Source organism: Meiothermus hypogaeus (genome assembly GCF_003574035.1).
In the GTDB taxonomy this organism is placed as follows: Bacteria; Deinococcota; Deinococci; order Deinococcales; family Thermaceae; genus Meiothermus; species Meiothermus hypogaeus.
Genome location: NZ_QWKY01000021.1, coordinates 1 through 16238, shown reverse-complemented (window position 1 = coordinate 16238; position 16238 = coordinate 1). Strand labels below are relative to the sequence as shown.

Here is a 16238-nt window from a genome sequence, read left to right as displayed (position 1 = left end):
CGGCAGGCCAGGCCCAAGGAAACCTATTCCAAATTGACCCTTCGTCTTTTATACCTTTACCCAGGTGTTCTCCTGGCAACTCTGCACGGCGGCGTCTATCACCTTTTGGGTGATAAGCCCATCCTCGAGGCTGGGGGTGGGTTGCTGGTTCTGGGCGACGGCTTCCATGAAGCGCCGGGCCAGTTCCCGAAACTGGAAGTAGCCCCAGGGGCTTTGGGGGTCGCGCCCACGCAGCAGACCAGGGTCGGGGGCGATCTCTTGATAAAAACCGGGGCGCCTTGCTAAGAGCAGCTGGCAGCTTTTCCCCTGGCCCCACAGGGCAGGCGAGAGCTTAAGGGCACCCTTGCTGCCCTGGATTTCCAGCTCGAGCCGCTGGTCGGCCCCAATGTGCACCCTCGAGAGCGAAAAAGCCCCGCTGGCCTCGCCCAGCCGGGCCAGCACCGCTCCTTCGTCCAGGTTGGTGACGGGGTCGGGCCGCTGGAAGTGGATGTGCCCTTGCGCCATGACCTGGGTGAACTCGAGGCCTGTCAACATCCGCACCAGGTCAAAAAGATGGGCCCCCAGGTCGGCCACCGCGCCCCCGGCCCCCCCGGTTTCGGCCTTGGCCCGCCAGGGGGTGGGACCCCCGGGGTCGCCCATGAAGCCGCCGTGGAAGTAGCCCCTCAGATAAAGCACCTCGCCAATTTCGCCGGCACGCACTAGCTGCTGGGCCATCTCGGCGGCCAGGTCGCCCCGGCTGGTGAAGGCGGTCAGGCCGATGCGCCCAGAGACCCTGGCAGCCTCCAGAATGGCCTGCCCCTCCGTTGCAGTACGGGCCAGGGGCTTGTCCATGAAAAGGTGCTTGCCCGCCTGTAAAGCCTGGATGCCCAGAGGGGCGTGGGTATGGTCGGCGGTGGAGATGGCCACCCCATCGCAGGCGGCCAGCAGGTCTTCATAGTGTTCAAAGGCTCTGCTGTCGAACTGCTCGGCCAGTTTTTGGGCGTGGGCCGGGGTACGGCTATAGATGCCCGCGATGGTAGCCCCTGCATCCCTGAAGGCGGGAAGGTGGGCAAAACCGGCCCACCAGCCTGCACCTACGATACCAATTCGCATAAGACGCTCCTTTCAGTCAAAACGGGCTACATATTCAGGCTGTAGCAAAAAAGGGAAGAAAATCCCCTGGATGTTGGATAAAGGCAATACGTCCTCGCCAAGCTGATACCCAAGCTGCTCCATTGCCTTGCGGCGCAGGGCTACGCGCTCCATTAGGGCCGGGTCGAGGCGCCTTAGCGCCTGGCGCAGGTCGGCGTCGGCCAGCACCAGACCGTCCTCCATGTTCACCACCGCATGACCCTGCCGCGGAACGGGAATAATGTCTTGCTGGATGGCCATACCACTCTGTAGGGCGACCCCGGAGCCCTTCTTGAAGGGGCTGCCGAGCCACTCGTCCATTTGAATCAGGTGCCCAGGGTTCAGTGCGAAATCCCAGGTGTCGTTTTTGGTCTGATGGGCTTTGGCGAACACTTCACCCGCCAAGACCCCGACCCCCAGGGTGGCATACCAGGCATGCACCACCTGCAGGTAGTTGATGACCAGTTCCAGGTACCGATCGGTGTCCTCCCGATAATCCGCGCGCACCAGCCGTCCGGCCCGGCAGGTCAGCCCCCCCACTAGGCCAAAGGCGGCCTGGGCATAAAATCCCGGCTGAACCTGGTGATTGCGCGGGCTTCCGAGTCCGCTGGGAATTTGCGGACCAAAGTTCACCATGGGGTGGCAGGAAAGCTCGAGGCCATAGGATACCAGGTGCAAAGCCGCCTCCCGCTCGCTCTGACCCTCCCGCAGCCCAAAGACCCAGTTCTTGAGGCCTTCGCTGGATAGGGCCGAGGCGTACTCGGCCCAGCGGATTTGCTCGGGCTCGAGGCGCGCCCGCAAGCCCGTGGCCGGGTGCATCAGCAGGTCGGCAGCATTGTGGGGAAGCCGGCCCGTCACTGCCTCAATCGCTTCGACAATCCAGTGCGGTACGTCCAGGGCCTGCATGGGCTTCCAGCCCACCAGCCCAACCTGTAGCCCCTTGCCCAGCCCAGCCTTGCGCAGCAAGCCCGGCAAATCGGTACTTCGGCTGCGATCCTGGCCCGGCAGGCTGAATTCCTGGTAGAGCTCGAAACGGGCCTCGAGCTTGCAAACCATACGGGCAAAGCTCAGGCACTCGTTGCCCACCAGCAAGGTAGGGGTCTGTCCCCCTACCTGAATCCAGAGGGCCTCTTCAAACCGTGGGGTGAAGTCGGTCAGCCAGCCCAGGTTGGCGGCGTGTTCCCGGTCGGCATATATCAAGAGGGCATCCAGGCCCGACTCTTGCCGCCTGGCCTCGAGGCGCTCATAGCGCTGCGAAAACAATTCAGGCGGTAGAACCGGAACCTCGCCAGGTACCTGGATAGATGCCAGCTGGTGCGGAACAAAGGATACGGTTGACATGGGGTCGACTCCCGTTCCCTCGGTGCTCTGCCCATTAAGCCCGCGGTGCAGGCTGATCGGCAGGCCGGACGTTTTTGGGCATCACGCCACCGATAATCATGCCCAACACGTCGTCGTGGGTGACATCCTGGGTGTAGACGGTGCCTACCAGTCGCCCGTTTTTCATCACCGTGATGCGGTCGGCCAGGTCGAAAACATCGTGCAGGTCGTGGCTAATGAGGAATATTCCAACCCCCTCGGCCTTGAGGGCCTTGATGAGCTGGTGGACTTTCTGGGTTTCCTCCGGCCCCAGAGCTGCGGTCGGTTCATCCATGATCAGACAGCGGGCTTTGAAATAAATGGCCCGCCCAATGGCCACCGTCTGGCGCTGGCCCCCCGACATCTGGGCTACCGGCAGGCGCAGAGAGGGGATTTTCACCCGCAGGCGATCCAGGGTCTTGCGGGCCTCGAGTTCCATGATGTCCTCGTCCAGCATTACGCCCCGAACCTTCTCCCGCCCCAGAAATACGTTGGCTACTGCGTCGAGGTTGTCGGCCAGGGCAAGGGTCTGGTAGATGGTCTCGATGCCTTGGGCCTGGGCGTCCTGGGGGGTGCGAATCTGCACCTCTTGTCCATTCACCCGAATCTGGCCGCTATCGGCCCGATAGGCTCCGGAGAGCACCTTTATCAGGGTGGATTTGCCCGCACCGTTGTGACCCAAGAGCCCCACCACCTCGCCGGGGTACAGGTTGACCGAGACATTGTCCAGCGCCTGGTTTCCGCCAAAGCGGAGGCTGATGTTGTGCATTTCAACCAAGGGGGTCATGTTCACCTCCGGTTCCTCAGATACACCGTGTTCCAGATTACGGCTGCCAGCAGCACCGCGCCCAACACCACGTTTTGCCATTCGGTCGGCATCCCCATCAGCACCATCCCGCTGCGCAGGGAGGACATCAGGAGGGCCCCCAATGCGGCTCCCACGATGGTTCCACTGCCCCCCGCCAGGGCCGTGCCGCCAATCACGGCAGCCGCAATCACGTCGAGCTCGAGGAGGTTGCCCATGCTGTTGGTCACGAAGTTCAGGCGGGCAGCCTGCACCGCCCCGGCCAGGGCAGCCAGCATCCCCATCAGGGCAAATACCGCCACCAGTATCCGCTTGACGTTGATACCGGCCAGCAGGGCTGCTTCCGGGTTGCCGCCGATGGCGAACACGTAGCGACCAAACCGGGTGTTGAGGGCCACCCAGTTCAGGGCAAAGAGCACCACCAGGGTAATCAAGACGGGTACCGGCATCCCCCGTGGAATGTTGGTACCCGGATAGGGGAAGGCATTCATGACCAGCACGAAAGCCAGGGTCAGGGCCAGCAGAATCCCATTGACCACCGCCTCGGCCCAGACCGGCCGCACCGGAAGGCCGTTTTTGATACGCCTGCTGCGGTTGGTGAGGGCCTGATAGACGATATACGCCATTACTACCAGCCCCACCACCCAGGTCCAGAACTCCCCGATCGAACCATTCAGGCCGCCCCCCAAGACCTTGAAGTTGTCGTTAAGGGGCCCGATGGTACGCCCACTGGCCACGATAAAGGTGGCATTGCGAAAAATGAGCAATCCGGCCAGCGTAACCACAAAAGCGGGTACGGCCCAGTAGGCCACCCAGTACCCCTGAAAGGCTCCGATCAATGCCCCCAGCAACAAGCCCGCCAGCAATGCCAGAATCCAGTTCCCACCCCAGCCCAAAGGCGGCACCGTCTGGATCAGGGCCATGATCATACCGCTGAAGCCCAGGATGGAACCCACCGAAAGGTCAATCTGGCGGGTCACAATCACCATCACCATGCCGCCCACCATGATGCCCACTACCGCTGTTTGCACAGAAAGGTTCCAGAGGTTTTGTGGACTCAGGAACTGTCCCGGCTGACCCAGGGTGAGTATCTGGAATACCGTCCATACCACGGCCAGCACCACCAGCATGGTCAGGATGCGCCCATCAACCCCCAGACTTTGCACCAGGTTTGCGTTGGCTCTCGAGGCTGCTTGTGTTTGCATGTTCAAAGTCCTCCGCCAGGTTTTGATTGTCGGAATCGATTATAACGGAGCTCTTGCAGTTAGCGTTCGTACGTGTAGACATATTTTGACCGGAAAAAGGGTGGGCAAACTGCCCACCCTCGACGGTAAAGCTGGATTCTAACGGCAGGCCGCCGGTGCCCCTGCTCCGCTCACCCCCTGGCAGAGAGCTTGCTTGGTAATCCAGCCTGCCCGCAGCACCACATCGAGGTTCTGCCGGGTAATCGGGATGGGTTTGAGCAAGAGGGCGTTCATGCGAACCTTATTGGGGCCGTCGGCAAAAATGGTTCGGCCCGGTAGCTTGTCCATGGGAGTACCACGGGCCATCAGCACGGCTGCTTCGGCGGCTCTGCGACCCAGCTCGCGGGCGTCTTTCCAGACGCTTACGGTTTGCAGTCCACGGGCTACCCGATTGAGGGCGGCCTGGTCGCCGTCCTGACCTGAGACCGGCACCTTTCCGGCTAGGCCAACGGCGGCCAGTGCCGCTACCACGCCCCCGGCGGTGCCATCGTTAGAGGCCACCACCGCATCTACTTTGTTGGCGTTGGCGGTGAGGATCTGCTCCATGTTGCGCTGGGCAACCTCGGGCTTCCAGCCCTCGGTGTACTGCTTGCCCACCACCTTGATGTCACCGCGCTTGATGGCGGCGTCGAGCACCTCGAGCTGTCCCTTATGCAGGAAGTCGGCGTTGGGGTCGGTGTTGGCTCCCAGGATGAAGGCGTAGTTGCCTTTGGGACGGGCTTTGAACACCTCCCGAGCTTGCATCCGGCCTACCTCCACGTTGTCGAAGGTGATGTAGTAGGCGTAGTCGTTTTCGATCAGGCGGTCGTAGGCCACCACCGGAATGCCCGCAGCCTTGGCTTTATCAATGGCGGGGAGAATAGCATCTTTGTCCCAGGCCAGGATGATCAGGGCCTTGGCACCCCGGGCGATCAGGGCATCAATGTCGTTGAGCTGCTTTTCCGAGGAGCTTTGCGCGTCGGCGCTGATGTAGGTAGCGCCCATGCGTCCGAGCTGGTCGCGGATGGCCCGCTCATCTATTTTCCAGCGTTCTTCCTGGAAGTTGGCCCAGCTTACCCCTACGATCACCTGCTGCGCGAAAGAGGGTATTGCCATTGCGAACAGGACCAACACCATCACCTTGAGGAATCGCTTCATACTCCCTCCCCTTGTGTAAAGTGAGCCGACGTTACTGGCTGTTAAAGCGCTTCATTTTTTGTTCGACTCGAGAAGAAAATACATTTATTAAGAAGAAAATGTCAATGCCTGGCGGGCTCATTCTTTTTGCAACGCGGCCCAGATTACAAAAGGATGGCCGCTACATCACAGGACTGTGTTCTTAGAACGGGGATTTTCAATTTTTACGGTTGGTTGCTGGCTGGCAAAAAACGTTGAATACCCTTCCCTCGTTTAAGAATGACAAACTGGTTGGTCTGAACTTCCCGCCACTCCTCCCACTGACCATCGGGCCATAGTACCCGCATGCGTACCTGCGCTGCACTGGCTACGCCAAAGTGGATCCAGCCCAACCCTCCGCTCGCGTGCCCGCCACCTACAGTCAACTCGCGCCGTAGAACGCGATTGGCAAGCTGTACTTCCAGCCAGGCTCCAATAGCATCGGGGTTGGGGCCTGGCTGTTGGAGCCGTACTTGCAACCAATTTCCCAGCGGTAGGGCAGCTGGCGGGGTAGCGGATGCAGGGCTAGGGGTGGTTCCCCCCAAATTGCGCCAGATCTGCGCTCGGTCAAGCCGGTTGACTACCACAATGTCTAGCAGTCCATCTGCATTGAAATCCATGACCTGGGCTCCGCGACCGCGAAGAAAGCTCGCAATTCCAGCTTTATCGCCAACCTCCACAAATGTGCCGTCGGGCTTGCCGAGCAGCAGGTTATTGGGATCGCGGGCGGCGGCCTCGCGCATGAAGCCCACATTGCCCTTGGACACAAAAAGGTCAATCAGGCCGTCGTTGTTGACATCCTCAAACTGGGCGTGCCAAGCCGTAGACATATGCACGTCGCCTCCGGTATAGGGTCGGTGGGCGGTGGCGTTGCGCCGGAAGGCGATGTCGGTGTAGCTGGGTCGGTTGGGCGACTCCAGCATCTGGAGTTTGTTGTCGCCCATGCTGGTCAGGTAGTAGACCGGGTAGCCGGTGCCGGTAAGGTCGTAACTGGCAATGCCCATGCCCCAAATTTGCAGACGCTTCCAGCCCTCGGCCTCGGAGAAAAGCCTTGGGGGTTGGCCGGGAATGATCTGCCAAAGCTGCTCCTGGCCTTTGCCCTGGTAGTACTCACGATCGTTTGAGACCCGCAGCGCCGGGGTGCCCGAGCGGTTCCAGTCAGAAAAAAGCATCGATAAGGCACAGAAGCTGGGCTCGAGCGCTACAGGTGGGGCAAACCCCCTGCTACCTGGAGCAGGGCGGTAGAGGGCATTACCCCGACAACTTCCCCAGGGAAACTGGGTACCGCGATTGACATAGCCTCCGGTAGCCAGGGTGGGCCAGCTCTGGCCTTTTTCCCAGGTTGCTGCAAAGGCGGTGGTCCAGGTGTTGCCTCCCTGGAACCCCCACAGACGGTTTGCGTTTTCAAAACGGCAATTGCCCAATCCACGCAACAGGACATCCTCTCCTGACCTGAGCAGAACCAGGTCGGTTTTGCCGTCGCTGTCAATGTCTAGGGGGTAGGCCCCCACCACTTGCTCGAGTTCGACCCCCGCAGTTTGTTCCCTGAAGCGCAGGGCCCCGCCCACTACACTTTGATTGAGGTAGAGCTTGGCCCGATTGGTGCCGCCCGAGAGGACGAGCTCGGGCAGGCCGTCGTCGTTGCAGTCAAAAGCCGCCACCCCCCCACCTACCACAAAGTCACCATCAAAGCGGCTCTCGAGGCCCGAACTCTGCGTCTCCTCAATGAAATTGGGGATGGCAACCTGAGCCAGCGTCCAGCCCGAAAACCACAACCCAAGGCAGACCAGCAATGCCCGCGGTGGATTCATTAAGGGGATGATACCGCAACTACTTTGGCCCGAATGAGAGCACAAAAAGAAACTTTGAACGCCCCAATCAAACGCTAATACCGGATTCAAAAAGACAGTTTACAAAACCAAAAACACCAGAGGCTGTCTTTTTGAATCCTAGAGCACACCGCTCCCTTGAGTACCGGCGCTAGCCGGGGGCCGATGGCCCTTCACTGTCGGTCGGCGAAGAAAGCGTCTCCCTTCCAAGGGGCGGTATCGCCCTCCGCTACGCGGATAACTTCCAAGGGGCGGTATCGCCCTCCGCTACGCGGATAACTTCGGTCGGGTTAGTTCGTCACCCTTTGGTGACGAACTAACCGAATCTGGTATAAAAAACCATACCGCTTAGCCCACGGCTGGTACAACCTCCGGCGTTTGTGTTTGCCAAGCAAAGATGCGTTAAAGTTTAGATTATGCCGTTTGTACAACAACGCTTGACCTCGAGAACTTTGACTTGGTCTTTGGTGGTTTTGTTACTTTGTATCTCTGGTCCAGGGTCGGCCCAGCAGATTCAATCCAGGGCCTGGATTGCGACCACCACACCGGCAGTTGAGCGCCTGGGGGCTCAACTGCAAGCCAGCCCCAACCCGCTTCCCACTAACCTCAGTTGGGATACCTTAAGCGAGCTACAACGACTGGAGCTACTGGGTATCCAGACCCAGATGTTCTCGCCGCCCCGCACGGCACGGGCCCTGGCGCTGCTCTCGGTGGCGATGAACGATAGTTTGTATCTGCTGCGCAAATACCCCGAAGCCGAGCCCAATGTGGTAGTGGCTTATGCGGCGCAGGAGGTGATGCTCTACCTGCACCCCACTTTTCCCAACCTGAAAGACGCCATTCGCCAGACCACTGCTAACATCTATGCCCAGGCCTCGAGTGCGGGGTTTGCCGAGAGAAATCTACGGCTTTCTCGGGAAATAGGCCGACAGATTGGGCTTCAGGTGGTGGCCTGGGGCCGCCGGGATGGTGCAGCTCGCCAGGTTATTCCTACCTACCCGGCTCCAGCACCTGGGGTCTGGGTTTTACCCCTGGGTCGCCCCGCCGCCGAACCGGGCTGGGGCAACGTGACCCCAATTGGTGTGACACCGGCAGAACTGGCCCGCTCGAGTCCACCCCCAGCCTGGAACTCCCCCGAGTTCGAACGTGAACGCACTTTATTCTGGGCCGAGCAGCAGAAACTGGATGACTATGGACAACAGATTGCCGAAAAATGGGCAGGAGATCCCGGTACGGTCACGCCCGCAGGGCTTTGGCAGGAAGCCGCAGTCGAAATTTTGAGAAAACGAGAATATCAGGCCGCAGATGCGGTGGCCATACTGGCCGCCCTCAATGTGGCCATGCACAACTCTTTCATAGCCTGCTGGCGGGATAAATTCATATATTACACGGCCCGTCCCGACCAGTGGGTAGCTACCTTTGATAAGCACTGGCGGCCTTATTTGCCCACACCTCGCTTTCCTGCCTATCCTTCCGGTCACTCGTCGGTAAGTGGGGCTGCGGCCACCATCCTGACCGCTTTCTTCCCCGGCGAAGCCAAAACCTGGGACAATATGGCAAAAGAAGCCTCCTATTCGCGCATCATTGCGGGTATCCACTGGTTTTTTGATGGCAGTGGCGGACTGGATCTGGGGGAGCGTGTGGCCAAACAAGTTCTGGAAATACTTCAAAAGCCTTAGTGGTCTTCGTGCGGATGAGCAGCATTTTACCCCGAGGTTGATGTGCAAAGGCGAATGGAAGCAGGTCGCCCTTGACCGGAAGGGCAAAAGTATTTTCGCAAAACAAGGTAAGTTGATGTAAACAAAATTGCATGTAACCTTACCAGTAATAGAGGCTCTATGAACCGACCCATTCATGTTGCACTGATCGGCTATGGTTTTGCAGGGCAGGTGTTTCATGCGCCGGTGATCCAAAGCGTTCCGGGGTTGCGTTTGGTAACGGTTGCCAGCAGTAAGCCCGAAAAAGTCAAATCGGACTGGCCCGACCTTTGGGTAGGTGAGTCCATCGAGGAGGTAATTACTCATCCGGAGCTCGATCTGGTGGTGATTGCTACGCCCAACCAGACCCACTTCGACCTGGCCCAGCGTGCCTTGCAAGCTGGAAAGCATGTGGTGGTGGACAAGCCCTTTACCATTCATGCAAGTGAGGCCAGAGCTCTGGCGATGCTGGCTGCCGAAAAGGGAAAAGTGCTATCGGTATATCAAAACCGGCGTTGGGATGCGGATTTTTTGACAGTGCTGCAAATCCTGCAGGCTGGAGCCCTGGGCGAAGTTGTCTATTTTGAATCGCATTTCGATCGCTATCGGCCCGAGGTGCGCGATCGCTGGCGTGAACAGGCAGGGCCAGGAAGTGGGCTCTGGTACGATCTGGGGCCGCACCTTGCCGATCAGGTGCTGCTGCTATTTGGCCCTCCTGTAGCCGTTTATGCTGATATGGCTCTTCAGCGCGACCATGCTCAAACCACCGATTTTTTTCACGTGCTCCTGCGCTATACCAGGCTGCGCGTGGTGCTGCATGCCAGTGCGCTGGTGGCAGGTAGCAGCCCTCGTTTCGTGATACATGGAACCCAGGGTAGTTTCATCAAATACGGCTTCGATACCCAGGAAGAAGCGCTCAAGCGGGGTCTGCGGCCAGGTACTTCAGACTTTGGACATGATCCAGTTGAAGGCCAACTGTACCTGCCCGACCAGGCCGCACAATCTGTCCCCAATGCGCCCGGGGATTACAGTCGATTTTATGCAGGGGTGCGGGATGCTATCCTGCAAAAAGGGCCGAACCCGGTGCCGCCCGACCAGGCGGTTCGGCTGATGGAGGTGCTCGAGGCCGCCATAAAAAGCGCCGCAGAACGCCGGGAGATTTCCCTGGGGGTGGAAGAATGAACCTGGAACAGGACCTGAAGGTGCTTGCCGAACAGGAGGCCCGCCTGCGCTTCGAACAGTTCGATGCTGCGACCGCCTGGGTGTTGGGACAGCAACTCAAATTGGCGGCTGAGCAGCTCCATAGCGCCATTGCGATGGATATTAGCTTCTTTGGACAGCCGCTCTTTTTTTATGCCATGCCGGGCGCTACCCCCGACAACGCCGAATGGATACGGCGCAAGCGCAATGTGGTGCAGCGTTTTCACCGCAGCTCCTATGCGGTGGGCCTAATGCTGAAGCACAAAGAGGTCGGCCTCGAGAATCGTGGCCTGGACGCGCGCGATTTTGCTGCCCACGGCGGTAGCTTTCCCATCTTTGTAAAAGGGGTGGGTTGCCTGGGGGCCATTACGGTCTCGGGGTTGCCGCAGCGCGAAGACCACGAGCTGGTGGTGGAGGTACTGGCCAACTACCTGGGTGTCCCCTACGAGGAGCTGGCCCTCGACCCATGAGCGGCATGGGTTCCATCCGCTTTGGTAGGGAGATGCTCCGGCACTGGCCGCTTGACCCAGCCATTACCTACCTCAACCACGGCACGGTGGGCGCCACCCCCAAAAAAGTTCTAGCCGAACAGCAAGCCCTGCGGGAGGAGATGGAGCGACAGCCCGCCCGTTTTTTGCTCCGGGAGCTGTCGGCCCTGTCGGGCGCCTCGAGTCGCCCGGTGCCCCGGCTGCGCGAAGCCGCCGAGGCGGTGGCCCGGTTTGTGGGCGCTAGAGGCCAGGACCTGGTGTTTGTCGACAACGCCACCACCGGGGTCAACGCGGTGCTGCGTTCCCTGGATTTGCGGCCAGCGGACGAAATTCTGATTACCAACCTGGCCTACGGCGCTGTGGTGAATGCGGCCCGTTTTGTATCCGAACAGGCCGGGGCCCGCTTGGTGATGGTGGAGTTGCCATTTCCGCTCTCCAATCGGGCGCAAATGGTATCGGCTTTTGCAGAAGCCCTAACCCCCCGCACGCGTCTGGCCATCCTTGATCACATCACCTCCGAAACTGCCCTGGTGCTGCCGCTGGCCGAGATGGCGGCTTGCTGCCGGGCGGCTGGGATACCGGTGCTGGCTGATGGTGCCCATGCGCCGGGGGCCATACCGCTGGACATTCCCAGCCTGGGCGTGGACTACTACACCGGCAACCTGCACAAGTGGGCCCTGGCCCCCAAGGGCTGCGGATTTTTGTGGGTGGCCCCGGAACGTCAGCCAGACCTTCACCCGCCCGTAATTTCCTGGGGCCTGGGGCAGGGCTTCACCCAGGAGTTCGACTGGGTGGGCACCAAAGACCCCACACCTTATCTGTCCGCACCAGCAGCCCTGGATTTGCTGCGCGAATGGGGCTTGGCGGCCATACGCGACTACAATCACCGCCTGGCCTGGCAAGCGGCCCTGATGCTCACAAGCCGATGGGGATTTGAACCTCCCGCGCCCGAGGCGATGGTCGGGTGTATGGTTACCCTGCCCCTGCCTGGGTCTTTGGGAAAAACCCGCGAGGAGGCAGCCTGGTTGCAGTACGCCCTCTTGTACGAGCACCGGCTCGAGGCCCCCATTCTGTGCCGGGATGAGCGCTTGTGGGTGCGGATCTCGGCCCAGGTCTATAACGAGCTCGAGGATATTGAGCGCCTGGCCTGTGCCGTCGAGAACTATCGGTAACTGGAAACGCCCGCAATGGCTCCTGCGGGCGTTTGTTTGGCGGAGTGGGAGGGATTCGAACCCTCGATACAGGAAACCCGTATACACGCTCTCCAGGCGTGCCCCTTCAACCACTCGGGCACCACTCCAGGATGTGCTGTACCTGCCAGAGCAGGCAAGCCTGAGTGTACAGGGCGGTATAAGGAGCGTCAAGCTGGGCTGCGTTATACTCTGGGCGTGCGTTTACTTGCTGTCTTTCCTCATCCCGATGACGAAATAGGAGTTTCCGGTACCCTGGCCAAGCATGTCTTGCGCGGCGACGCGGCCAAGATTCTCTGGCTCACCCGAGGGGAGCTGGCCAGCCAGTTTGGCAATACGCCCCCCGAAGAGGTAGCCCGCATCCGCGAGGGGCATGGTCACGCGGTGGCTGAAATGATTGGCGCAGAGGCTGAGTTCCTAAATTTTGCCGACTCGAGCCTGACCGGCGGCCGCGAAGAGGCCCTGGCCATAGCTCGGGTGGTAGCGAGCTGGAAGCCCGATGTGGTGGTGACCTGGAACCCCCATGATGTGCACCCCGACCACCGGGCGGCCTACTGGGCCACCCTCTCGGCGCTCAAGTTTTGCCGCATTCCCAAACTGGTGGGCGAGCCGTACCGCAAGCCCGTGCGCTTGCTGCACTACTACCGTAGCGATATTCCAAGACCTGTGGTGTATGTGGACGTAGGCGAAGAGGGTCAGGCGGTGGCCGACCGGGTCTTTGGCTTTTATCGCGACTTCTACCAGTGGGAATACAGCCTGGAGGCATTCAGGGCGAATCGCTCGAGGCTGGGGGCTGAGGCTTCAGTAAAGTTTGCGGAGCGTTTTCAGGCAGAGGCCCCGCTGGCTCATCCTTTTCTTGGTTGAGCACCCCAACCTCAAAACTACCCTGTGGGCTGGTGAAGGTATAGGCGGCAAAAGCGGCAATGAGGGTCAGGGGTAGCAGGCTATAACCCCCAATTTCGCCTGCCAGCACCACCGCAGCAAAGGGTGCGCGGGCGATACCTGCTAACAGGGAGGCCATGCCCACCAGGGCGGCGGTTTCGGGGGGTGGGGCTATGGAAGGGAAAACCTGGGCCAGCAGTTGAGCCAGAATTAGCCCACTGAGGCCTCCCAGGGCAAGGGCCGGGGTGAGCTGCCCTCCGTAGGCCCTTACGCCGCCACCCAGAATCAGCAAGGCGAGCTGCACCAGGAAGAGCACCCCCAGGAAAGGCAACGTCAGAATAGGAGACGTGCCAAGCTGGACCCAGGGCAGTCCGCTACCGATGGCCTCAGGCATCAAAAGCAAGACCCCCGCTAGCACCAGCCCGAAGAGGGCATGGCGTACCCCGAAGGTGAGACGCCGCAAAAAGCGTTGTAGAAACCGCTCGGCCTCGAGCCACAGGGTGCCCACCCCGGCACACACCAGACCAATCGCCAACCCAAACAGAAGTTGCGGCCACGCCAAAGGCCCTGGCGTGAGCTCGAGCAGCGGGCCATAGCTATGAAAGAGTCCGTAAACCGTGAAGCCCGCCAGCGCGCCGATCAGCGCGGGGGCCAGGGCACCGACCTCCAGGGCCAGCCCCCGGTAGACAATCTCGCTGGCCAATAGGGCCCCAGCCATGGGGGCATGGAAGGCCGAGGCAAACCCCGCCGCCATACCCGCAAAGGGCAGAAACCGACTCGACTCGCCCAGCGGGATGCGCCGCCCCATCACACTACCGACCCACAAACCCAGCGCAGCCATGGGCCCCTCGCGGCCCAGGGGGGAACCTGCGCCAAGCTGTATCAGCGAACCGACGATGCCCCGAAAATACTCGCTTGCCCGTACCGGGCGCCCCGCGCGGTAGGCTGCCAAAAGCCAGCCCAGCCCCCGGCCCGAGCCCAGGTAGCTCGAGGCGGCGAACACCAGCGGCAACAACAAGGCCAGCCACCAGAAGGCAGGCCCGCGAAAAATCTGGGAAAGGCCGCCCTCGCCCGGCAGGCCGGGGGGCAGGTAACCCAGGGTTTCGCCCAGCAGATAGCGCTCGATTACCCCCAGCACAAACACAAACCCGGCGGCAAAAACCCCGGTCAGGGCCCCCACAAAAGCGCTGTATAGGATGAGCGCACCGATCTGCATAAAAATCCCGGCACAACGGCCGACTACCAGGATTGTACTTGGGAAACCGGCGTTCCGCGGGTGATGCGGGGCGCTTCCAGCCCCAGCACCCGGTAACCGTTGCGGGTAGCAGCCCGCACCAGTACCCGGGGGTCTACCCGCTCCCACAAAAAGAGTGCCTCGTTTCGCACGTCCAGGTCGGGACTGCTGCTGCGCGAGTCGGTACCCAGGGCGGGCTCGAGGCGATGTTTGAGGTACAGCACCCAGGGCATCTGGCCGCAGGCCAGGCCCTCGTTGCTGCGCGGACAGGCGACTACCTTCGTACCCGACTGGGCCAGCATCTGCACCTCTTCTTCGTCCACCTGCACCCCATGCACTACCGTCAGGTGCGGCCCCAGCACCCCGAGTTCGGCCAGGTAGCGTACGGGCGTGAGGCCGGGGGGGTTCTCGTAGGGCGCAAACCCATACTGCAACGGAATTTCGCGCAAAGGGCCGGTGCCCTGGGTCATCAGGAGGGTTTCGTCGGGGCTTTCGGCCACGTGCATTTGCAGGGGGAAGCCCTCGAGCCGGGCAATCTCGACCAGCTTTTTGAGCAGGGCCGGGCTCACGTTGTAGGGTGTGTGAGGTGAAAGCCCCACCCTGACTGCGCTATTTCGATTGCGCCACTCCGTCAAGCGATGGGCAACCCGGCGGGCTACTTCGTCGGCCTGCGCTGGGTTGCGGTGGATGACCTCGAGGTAGGCCACCCCAGGCAGGGGGCTATGCTCCAGCAGCCACTCCACAATTTCGGGCTTGTACACGATGTCCCCAAAACCCCCCACTCGCAAGGTTTGAAGCTCGTTCAGACCCTGTAAGGCTGCCTCCGCGCTGCGTTTTGAACCGTGGTCAATCACGTGCTTGATGAAGTCGGTGTAGCTGCCGCGAAAATAGGGAGCCGTGGTCAGATCCAGGTGGGTGTGGGCGTTGACCACCGGCGGCGTGAGGGCTTTGCCCTTATGAACGAGGGGTGCTTCGGGATAGGTTTTTCGCAACTCGGTCAGGGGGCCTGTGGCCGCGATGTGCTGGCCCACCACCACCAGGCCGCCATTGAGCATGGGCGTACCGAAACCGACGTAGACCACCTCGGCAGTCCAGATTTCAGGTGCAAGAATCAGAGTTTCCTCCCGTGTGCCCAAAGCTAAAGGCTCCAGGCCGAAAGCTCAAAAAAGCCGATGGTCAATGGTCTGCGACCGAGTATTTGCGGAATATGCAGCATTATACCGGATTCAAAAAGACAGTTTACAAAACCAAAAACACCAGAGGCTGTCTTTTTGAATCCTAGAGCACTCCCTTCGGTCGGGTTAGTTCGTCACCCTTTGGTGACGAACTAACCGAATCTGGTATTAGTAGCACCAGACCAACCCGTTCGCTATCAGCCCATTCGCTCCAGTACATAGCGGTTGGGGCCGCGCACAAAGTCTATGGCACGGTAGCCCTGGGTGAAGTAGTGCCCGAACAGTTCTCGGCTGTGCAAGCGCCACTGGTTGGCCAGGCCTGGGTCGGTCTTTAAAATATGGCCCCAGTCTTCGGGGATTTGCACCAGAATTTGCTGTTCGGACAGGTCCAGATGGAGCCCGACCGGTTTTTGCTGCTCCACCACGTTGGCCTGCCGCAGACCCTCTATGCTGGGGGCCGCTGGCGGTGCGTAGATGCGGCTGAACACCCGGGGGGAACGCAACTCCCAGACTGCGTAGGCCCGGTCTGAAGGTGCGCCGGCGTTGATGCCGCCCATGGCGCCATAGCAGTTGGGGATGTAGCGATTGAAGGTCGCACCCAGCTTGCGCAGGTTGAAATGGGCGTTCAGGCCGCGCAGAGGGTCGAAGGTCCAGACCACCCGCTCGTAGCCTCTGCTGAGGGCCCAGTCGCGCTGGTAGCGCTTGAGCAACAGACCAATCTGGCTGCCCTGGTACTCCGGCAGCACCCCGGCCATGTGTGAGTGGTGTTCGGTGGGGCGGTTGGTGGGGAAACCGAAGATGAAACCCACCAAAACCGAATTCTCAGCCACCCCTTTCTCCCTCGAGGGGGGAAAGGGGTTGGGGGATTGG

14 protein-coding genes and 1 tRNA gene are annotated in these 16238 nt (G+C 60.6%); 5 read left to right on the top strand and 10 right to left on the bottom strand.

The window, feature by feature from the left end:
- Positions 1-48: 48 nt before the first annotated feature.
- The 6 genes from Mhypo_RS07390 to Mhypo_RS07365 form a co-directional block, all read right to left on the bottom strand.
- The gene (locus Mhypo_RS07390) at positions 49-1092 is read right to left on the bottom strand and encodes a Gfo/Idh/MocA family protein (RefSeq protein WP_119340657.1); all 1044 of its coding nucleotides are present in this window, start codon (positions 1090-1092) and stop codon (positions 49-51) included.
- 12 nt (positions 1093-1104) lie between these two features.
- The gene (locus tag Mhypo_RS07385; protein ID WP_147075523.1) at positions 1105-2451 is read right to left on the bottom strand and encodes a hypothetical protein; all 1347 of its coding nucleotides are present in this window, start codon (positions 2449-2451) and stop codon (positions 1105-1107) included.
- Between the two features lie 34 nt (positions 2452-2485).
- Positions 2486-3256 carry an ATP-binding cassette domain-containing protein gene (locus Mhypo_RS07380; RefSeq protein WP_119340655.1) on the bottom strand — a complete coding sequence of 257 codons (771 nt, stop codon included), beginning with the start codon at positions 3254-3256 and terminating at the stop codon, positions 2486-2488.
- 2 nt (positions 3257-3258) lie between these two features.
- A complete protein-coding gene (locus tag Mhypo_RS07375) occupies positions 3259-4479 on the bottom strand; it encodes a sugar ABC transporter permease (protein WP_119340654.1) in 1221 nt (406 codons plus the stop codon).
- A 138-nt stretch (positions 4480-4617) separates the two neighbouring features.
- A complete protein-coding gene (xylF, locus tag Mhypo_RS07370; protein ID WP_119340653.1) occupies positions 4618-5655 on the bottom strand; it encodes a D-xylose ABC transporter substrate-binding protein in 1038 nt (345 codons plus the stop codon).
- 203 nt (positions 5656-5858) lie between these two features.
- A complete protein-coding gene (locus Mhypo_RS07365) occupies positions 5859-7484 on the bottom strand; it encodes a CRTAC1 family protein (RefSeq protein WP_119340652.1) in 1626 nt (541 codons plus the stop codon).
- A 485-nt stretch (positions 7485-7969) separates the two neighbouring features.
- On the opposite strand from Mhypo_RS07365, the gene Mhypo_RS07360 reads away from it, so the two are divergent.
- From Mhypo_RS07360 to Mhypo_RS07345, 4 genes are all read left to right on the top strand, one after another.
- A complete protein-coding gene (locus Mhypo_RS07360; protein ID WP_240637158.1) occupies positions 7970-9181 on the top strand; it encodes a vanadium-dependent haloperoxidase in 1212 nt (403 codons plus the stop codon).
- Positions 9182-9340: 159 nt separating this feature from the next.
- Positions 9341-10381 carry an oxidoreductase gene (locus Mhypo_RS07355; RefSeq protein ID WP_119340650.1) on the top strand — a complete coding sequence of 347 codons (1041 nt, stop codon included), beginning with the start codon at positions 9341-9343 and terminating at the stop codon, positions 10379-10381.
- Positions 10378-10869, top strand: coding sequence for a heme-degrading domain-containing protein (locus tag Mhypo_RS07350; protein WP_119340649.1), 492 nt, complete (start codon positions 10378-10380; stop codon positions 10867-10869). Before Mhypo_RS07355 ends, Mhypo_RS07350 begins: the two co-directional genes overlap by 4 nt.
- Positions 10866-12059: an aminotransferase class V-fold PLP-dependent enzyme gene (locus Mhypo_RS07345; protein WP_119340648.1), complete on the top strand. Its 1194-nt coding sequence runs from the start codon at positions 10866-10868 to the stop codon at positions 12057-12059. Before Mhypo_RS07350 ends, Mhypo_RS07345 begins: the two co-directional genes overlap by 4 nt.
- A gap of 37 nt (positions 12060-12096) precedes the next feature.
- On the opposite strand, the gene Mhypo_RS07340 is transcribed toward Mhypo_RS07345, so the two are convergent.
- Positions 12097-12187: transfer RNA gene (locus tag Mhypo_RS07340), tRNA-Ser, on the bottom strand.
- 88 nt (positions 12188-12275) lie between these two features.
- Here Mhypo_RS07340 and Mhypo_RS07335 point away from each other — a divergent pair.
- Positions 12276-12941: a PIG-L deacetylase family protein gene (locus Mhypo_RS07335; protein WP_119340647.1), complete on the top strand. Its 666-nt coding sequence runs from the start codon at positions 12276-12278 to the stop codon at positions 12939-12941.
- Here the strand turns inward: Mhypo_RS07335 and Mhypo_RS07330 are convergent.
- The 3 genes from Mhypo_RS07330 to Mhypo_RS07320 all read right to left on the bottom strand — a co-directional run.
- A complete protein-coding gene (locus Mhypo_RS07330; RefSeq protein ID WP_119340646.1) occupies positions 12844-14175 on the bottom strand; it encodes a chloride channel protein in 1332 nt (443 codons plus the stop codon). The two genes, Mhypo_RS07335 and Mhypo_RS07330, sit on opposite strands and share 98 nt — an antisense overlap.
- Before the next feature lie 23 nt (positions 14176-14198).
- On the bottom strand, positions 14199-15248 hold the full coding sequence (locus Mhypo_RS07325; protein WP_119340691.1) for an amidohydrolase family protein: 1050 nt from the start codon (positions 15246-15248) through the stop codon (positions 14199-14201).
- A 317-nt stretch (positions 15249-15565) separates the two neighbouring features.
- Positions 15566-16238 (bottom strand): GNAT family N-acetyltransferase (locus Mhypo_RS07320; protein ID WP_119340645.1); only part of this gene is annotated, 673 nt, incomplete at its 5' end.

Excerpts from the sequence above, each read along its gene's own strand:
- Mhypo_RS07380 (WP_119340655.1), bottom strand. The coding sequence starts at position 3,256 with ATGACCCCCTTGGTTGAAATGCACAACATCAGCCTCCGCTTTGGCGGA.
- Mhypo_RS07350 (WP_119340649.1), top strand. The coding sequence starts at position 10,378 with ATGAACCTGGAACAGGACCTGAAGGTGCTTGCCGAACAGGAGGCCCGC.
- Mhypo_RS07385 (WP_147075523.1), bottom strand. The coding sequence starts at position 2,451 with ATGTCAACCGTATCCTTTGTTCCGCACCAGCTGGCATCTATCCAGGTA.
- Mhypo_RS07330 (WP_119340646.1), bottom strand. The coding sequence starts at position 14,175 with ATGCAGATCGGTGCGCTCATCCTATACAGCGCTTTTGTGGGGGCCCTG.
- Mhypo_RS07355 (WP_119340650.1), top strand. The coding sequence starts at position 9,341 with ATGAACCGACCCATTCATGTTGCACTGATCGGCTATGGTTTTGCAGGG.
- xylF (WP_119340653.1), bottom strand. The coding sequence starts at position 5,655 with ATGAAGCGATTCCTCAAGGTGATGGTGTTGGTCCTGTTCGCAATGGCA.
- Mhypo_RS07325 (WP_119340691.1), bottom strand. The coding sequence starts at position 15,248 with ATGCTCAATGGCGGCCTGGTGGTGGTGGGCCAGCACATCGCGGCCACA.
- Mhypo_RS07345 (WP_119340648.1), top strand. The coding sequence starts at position 10,866 with ATGAGCGGCATGGGTTCCATCCGCTTTGGTAGGGAGATGCTCCGGCAC.
- Mhypo_RS07365 (WP_119340652.1), bottom strand. The coding sequence starts at position 7,484 with ATGAATCCACCGCGGGCATTGCTGGTCTGCCTTGGGTTGTGGTTTTCG.
- Mhypo_RS07390 (WP_119340657.1), bottom strand. The coding sequence starts at position 1,092 with ATGCGAATTGGTATCGTAGGTGCAGGCTGGTGGGCCGGTTTTGCCCAC.
- Mhypo_RS07375 (WP_119340654.1), bottom strand. The coding sequence starts at position 4,479 with ATGCAAACACAAGCAGCCTCGAGAGCCAACGCAAACCTGGTGCAAAGT.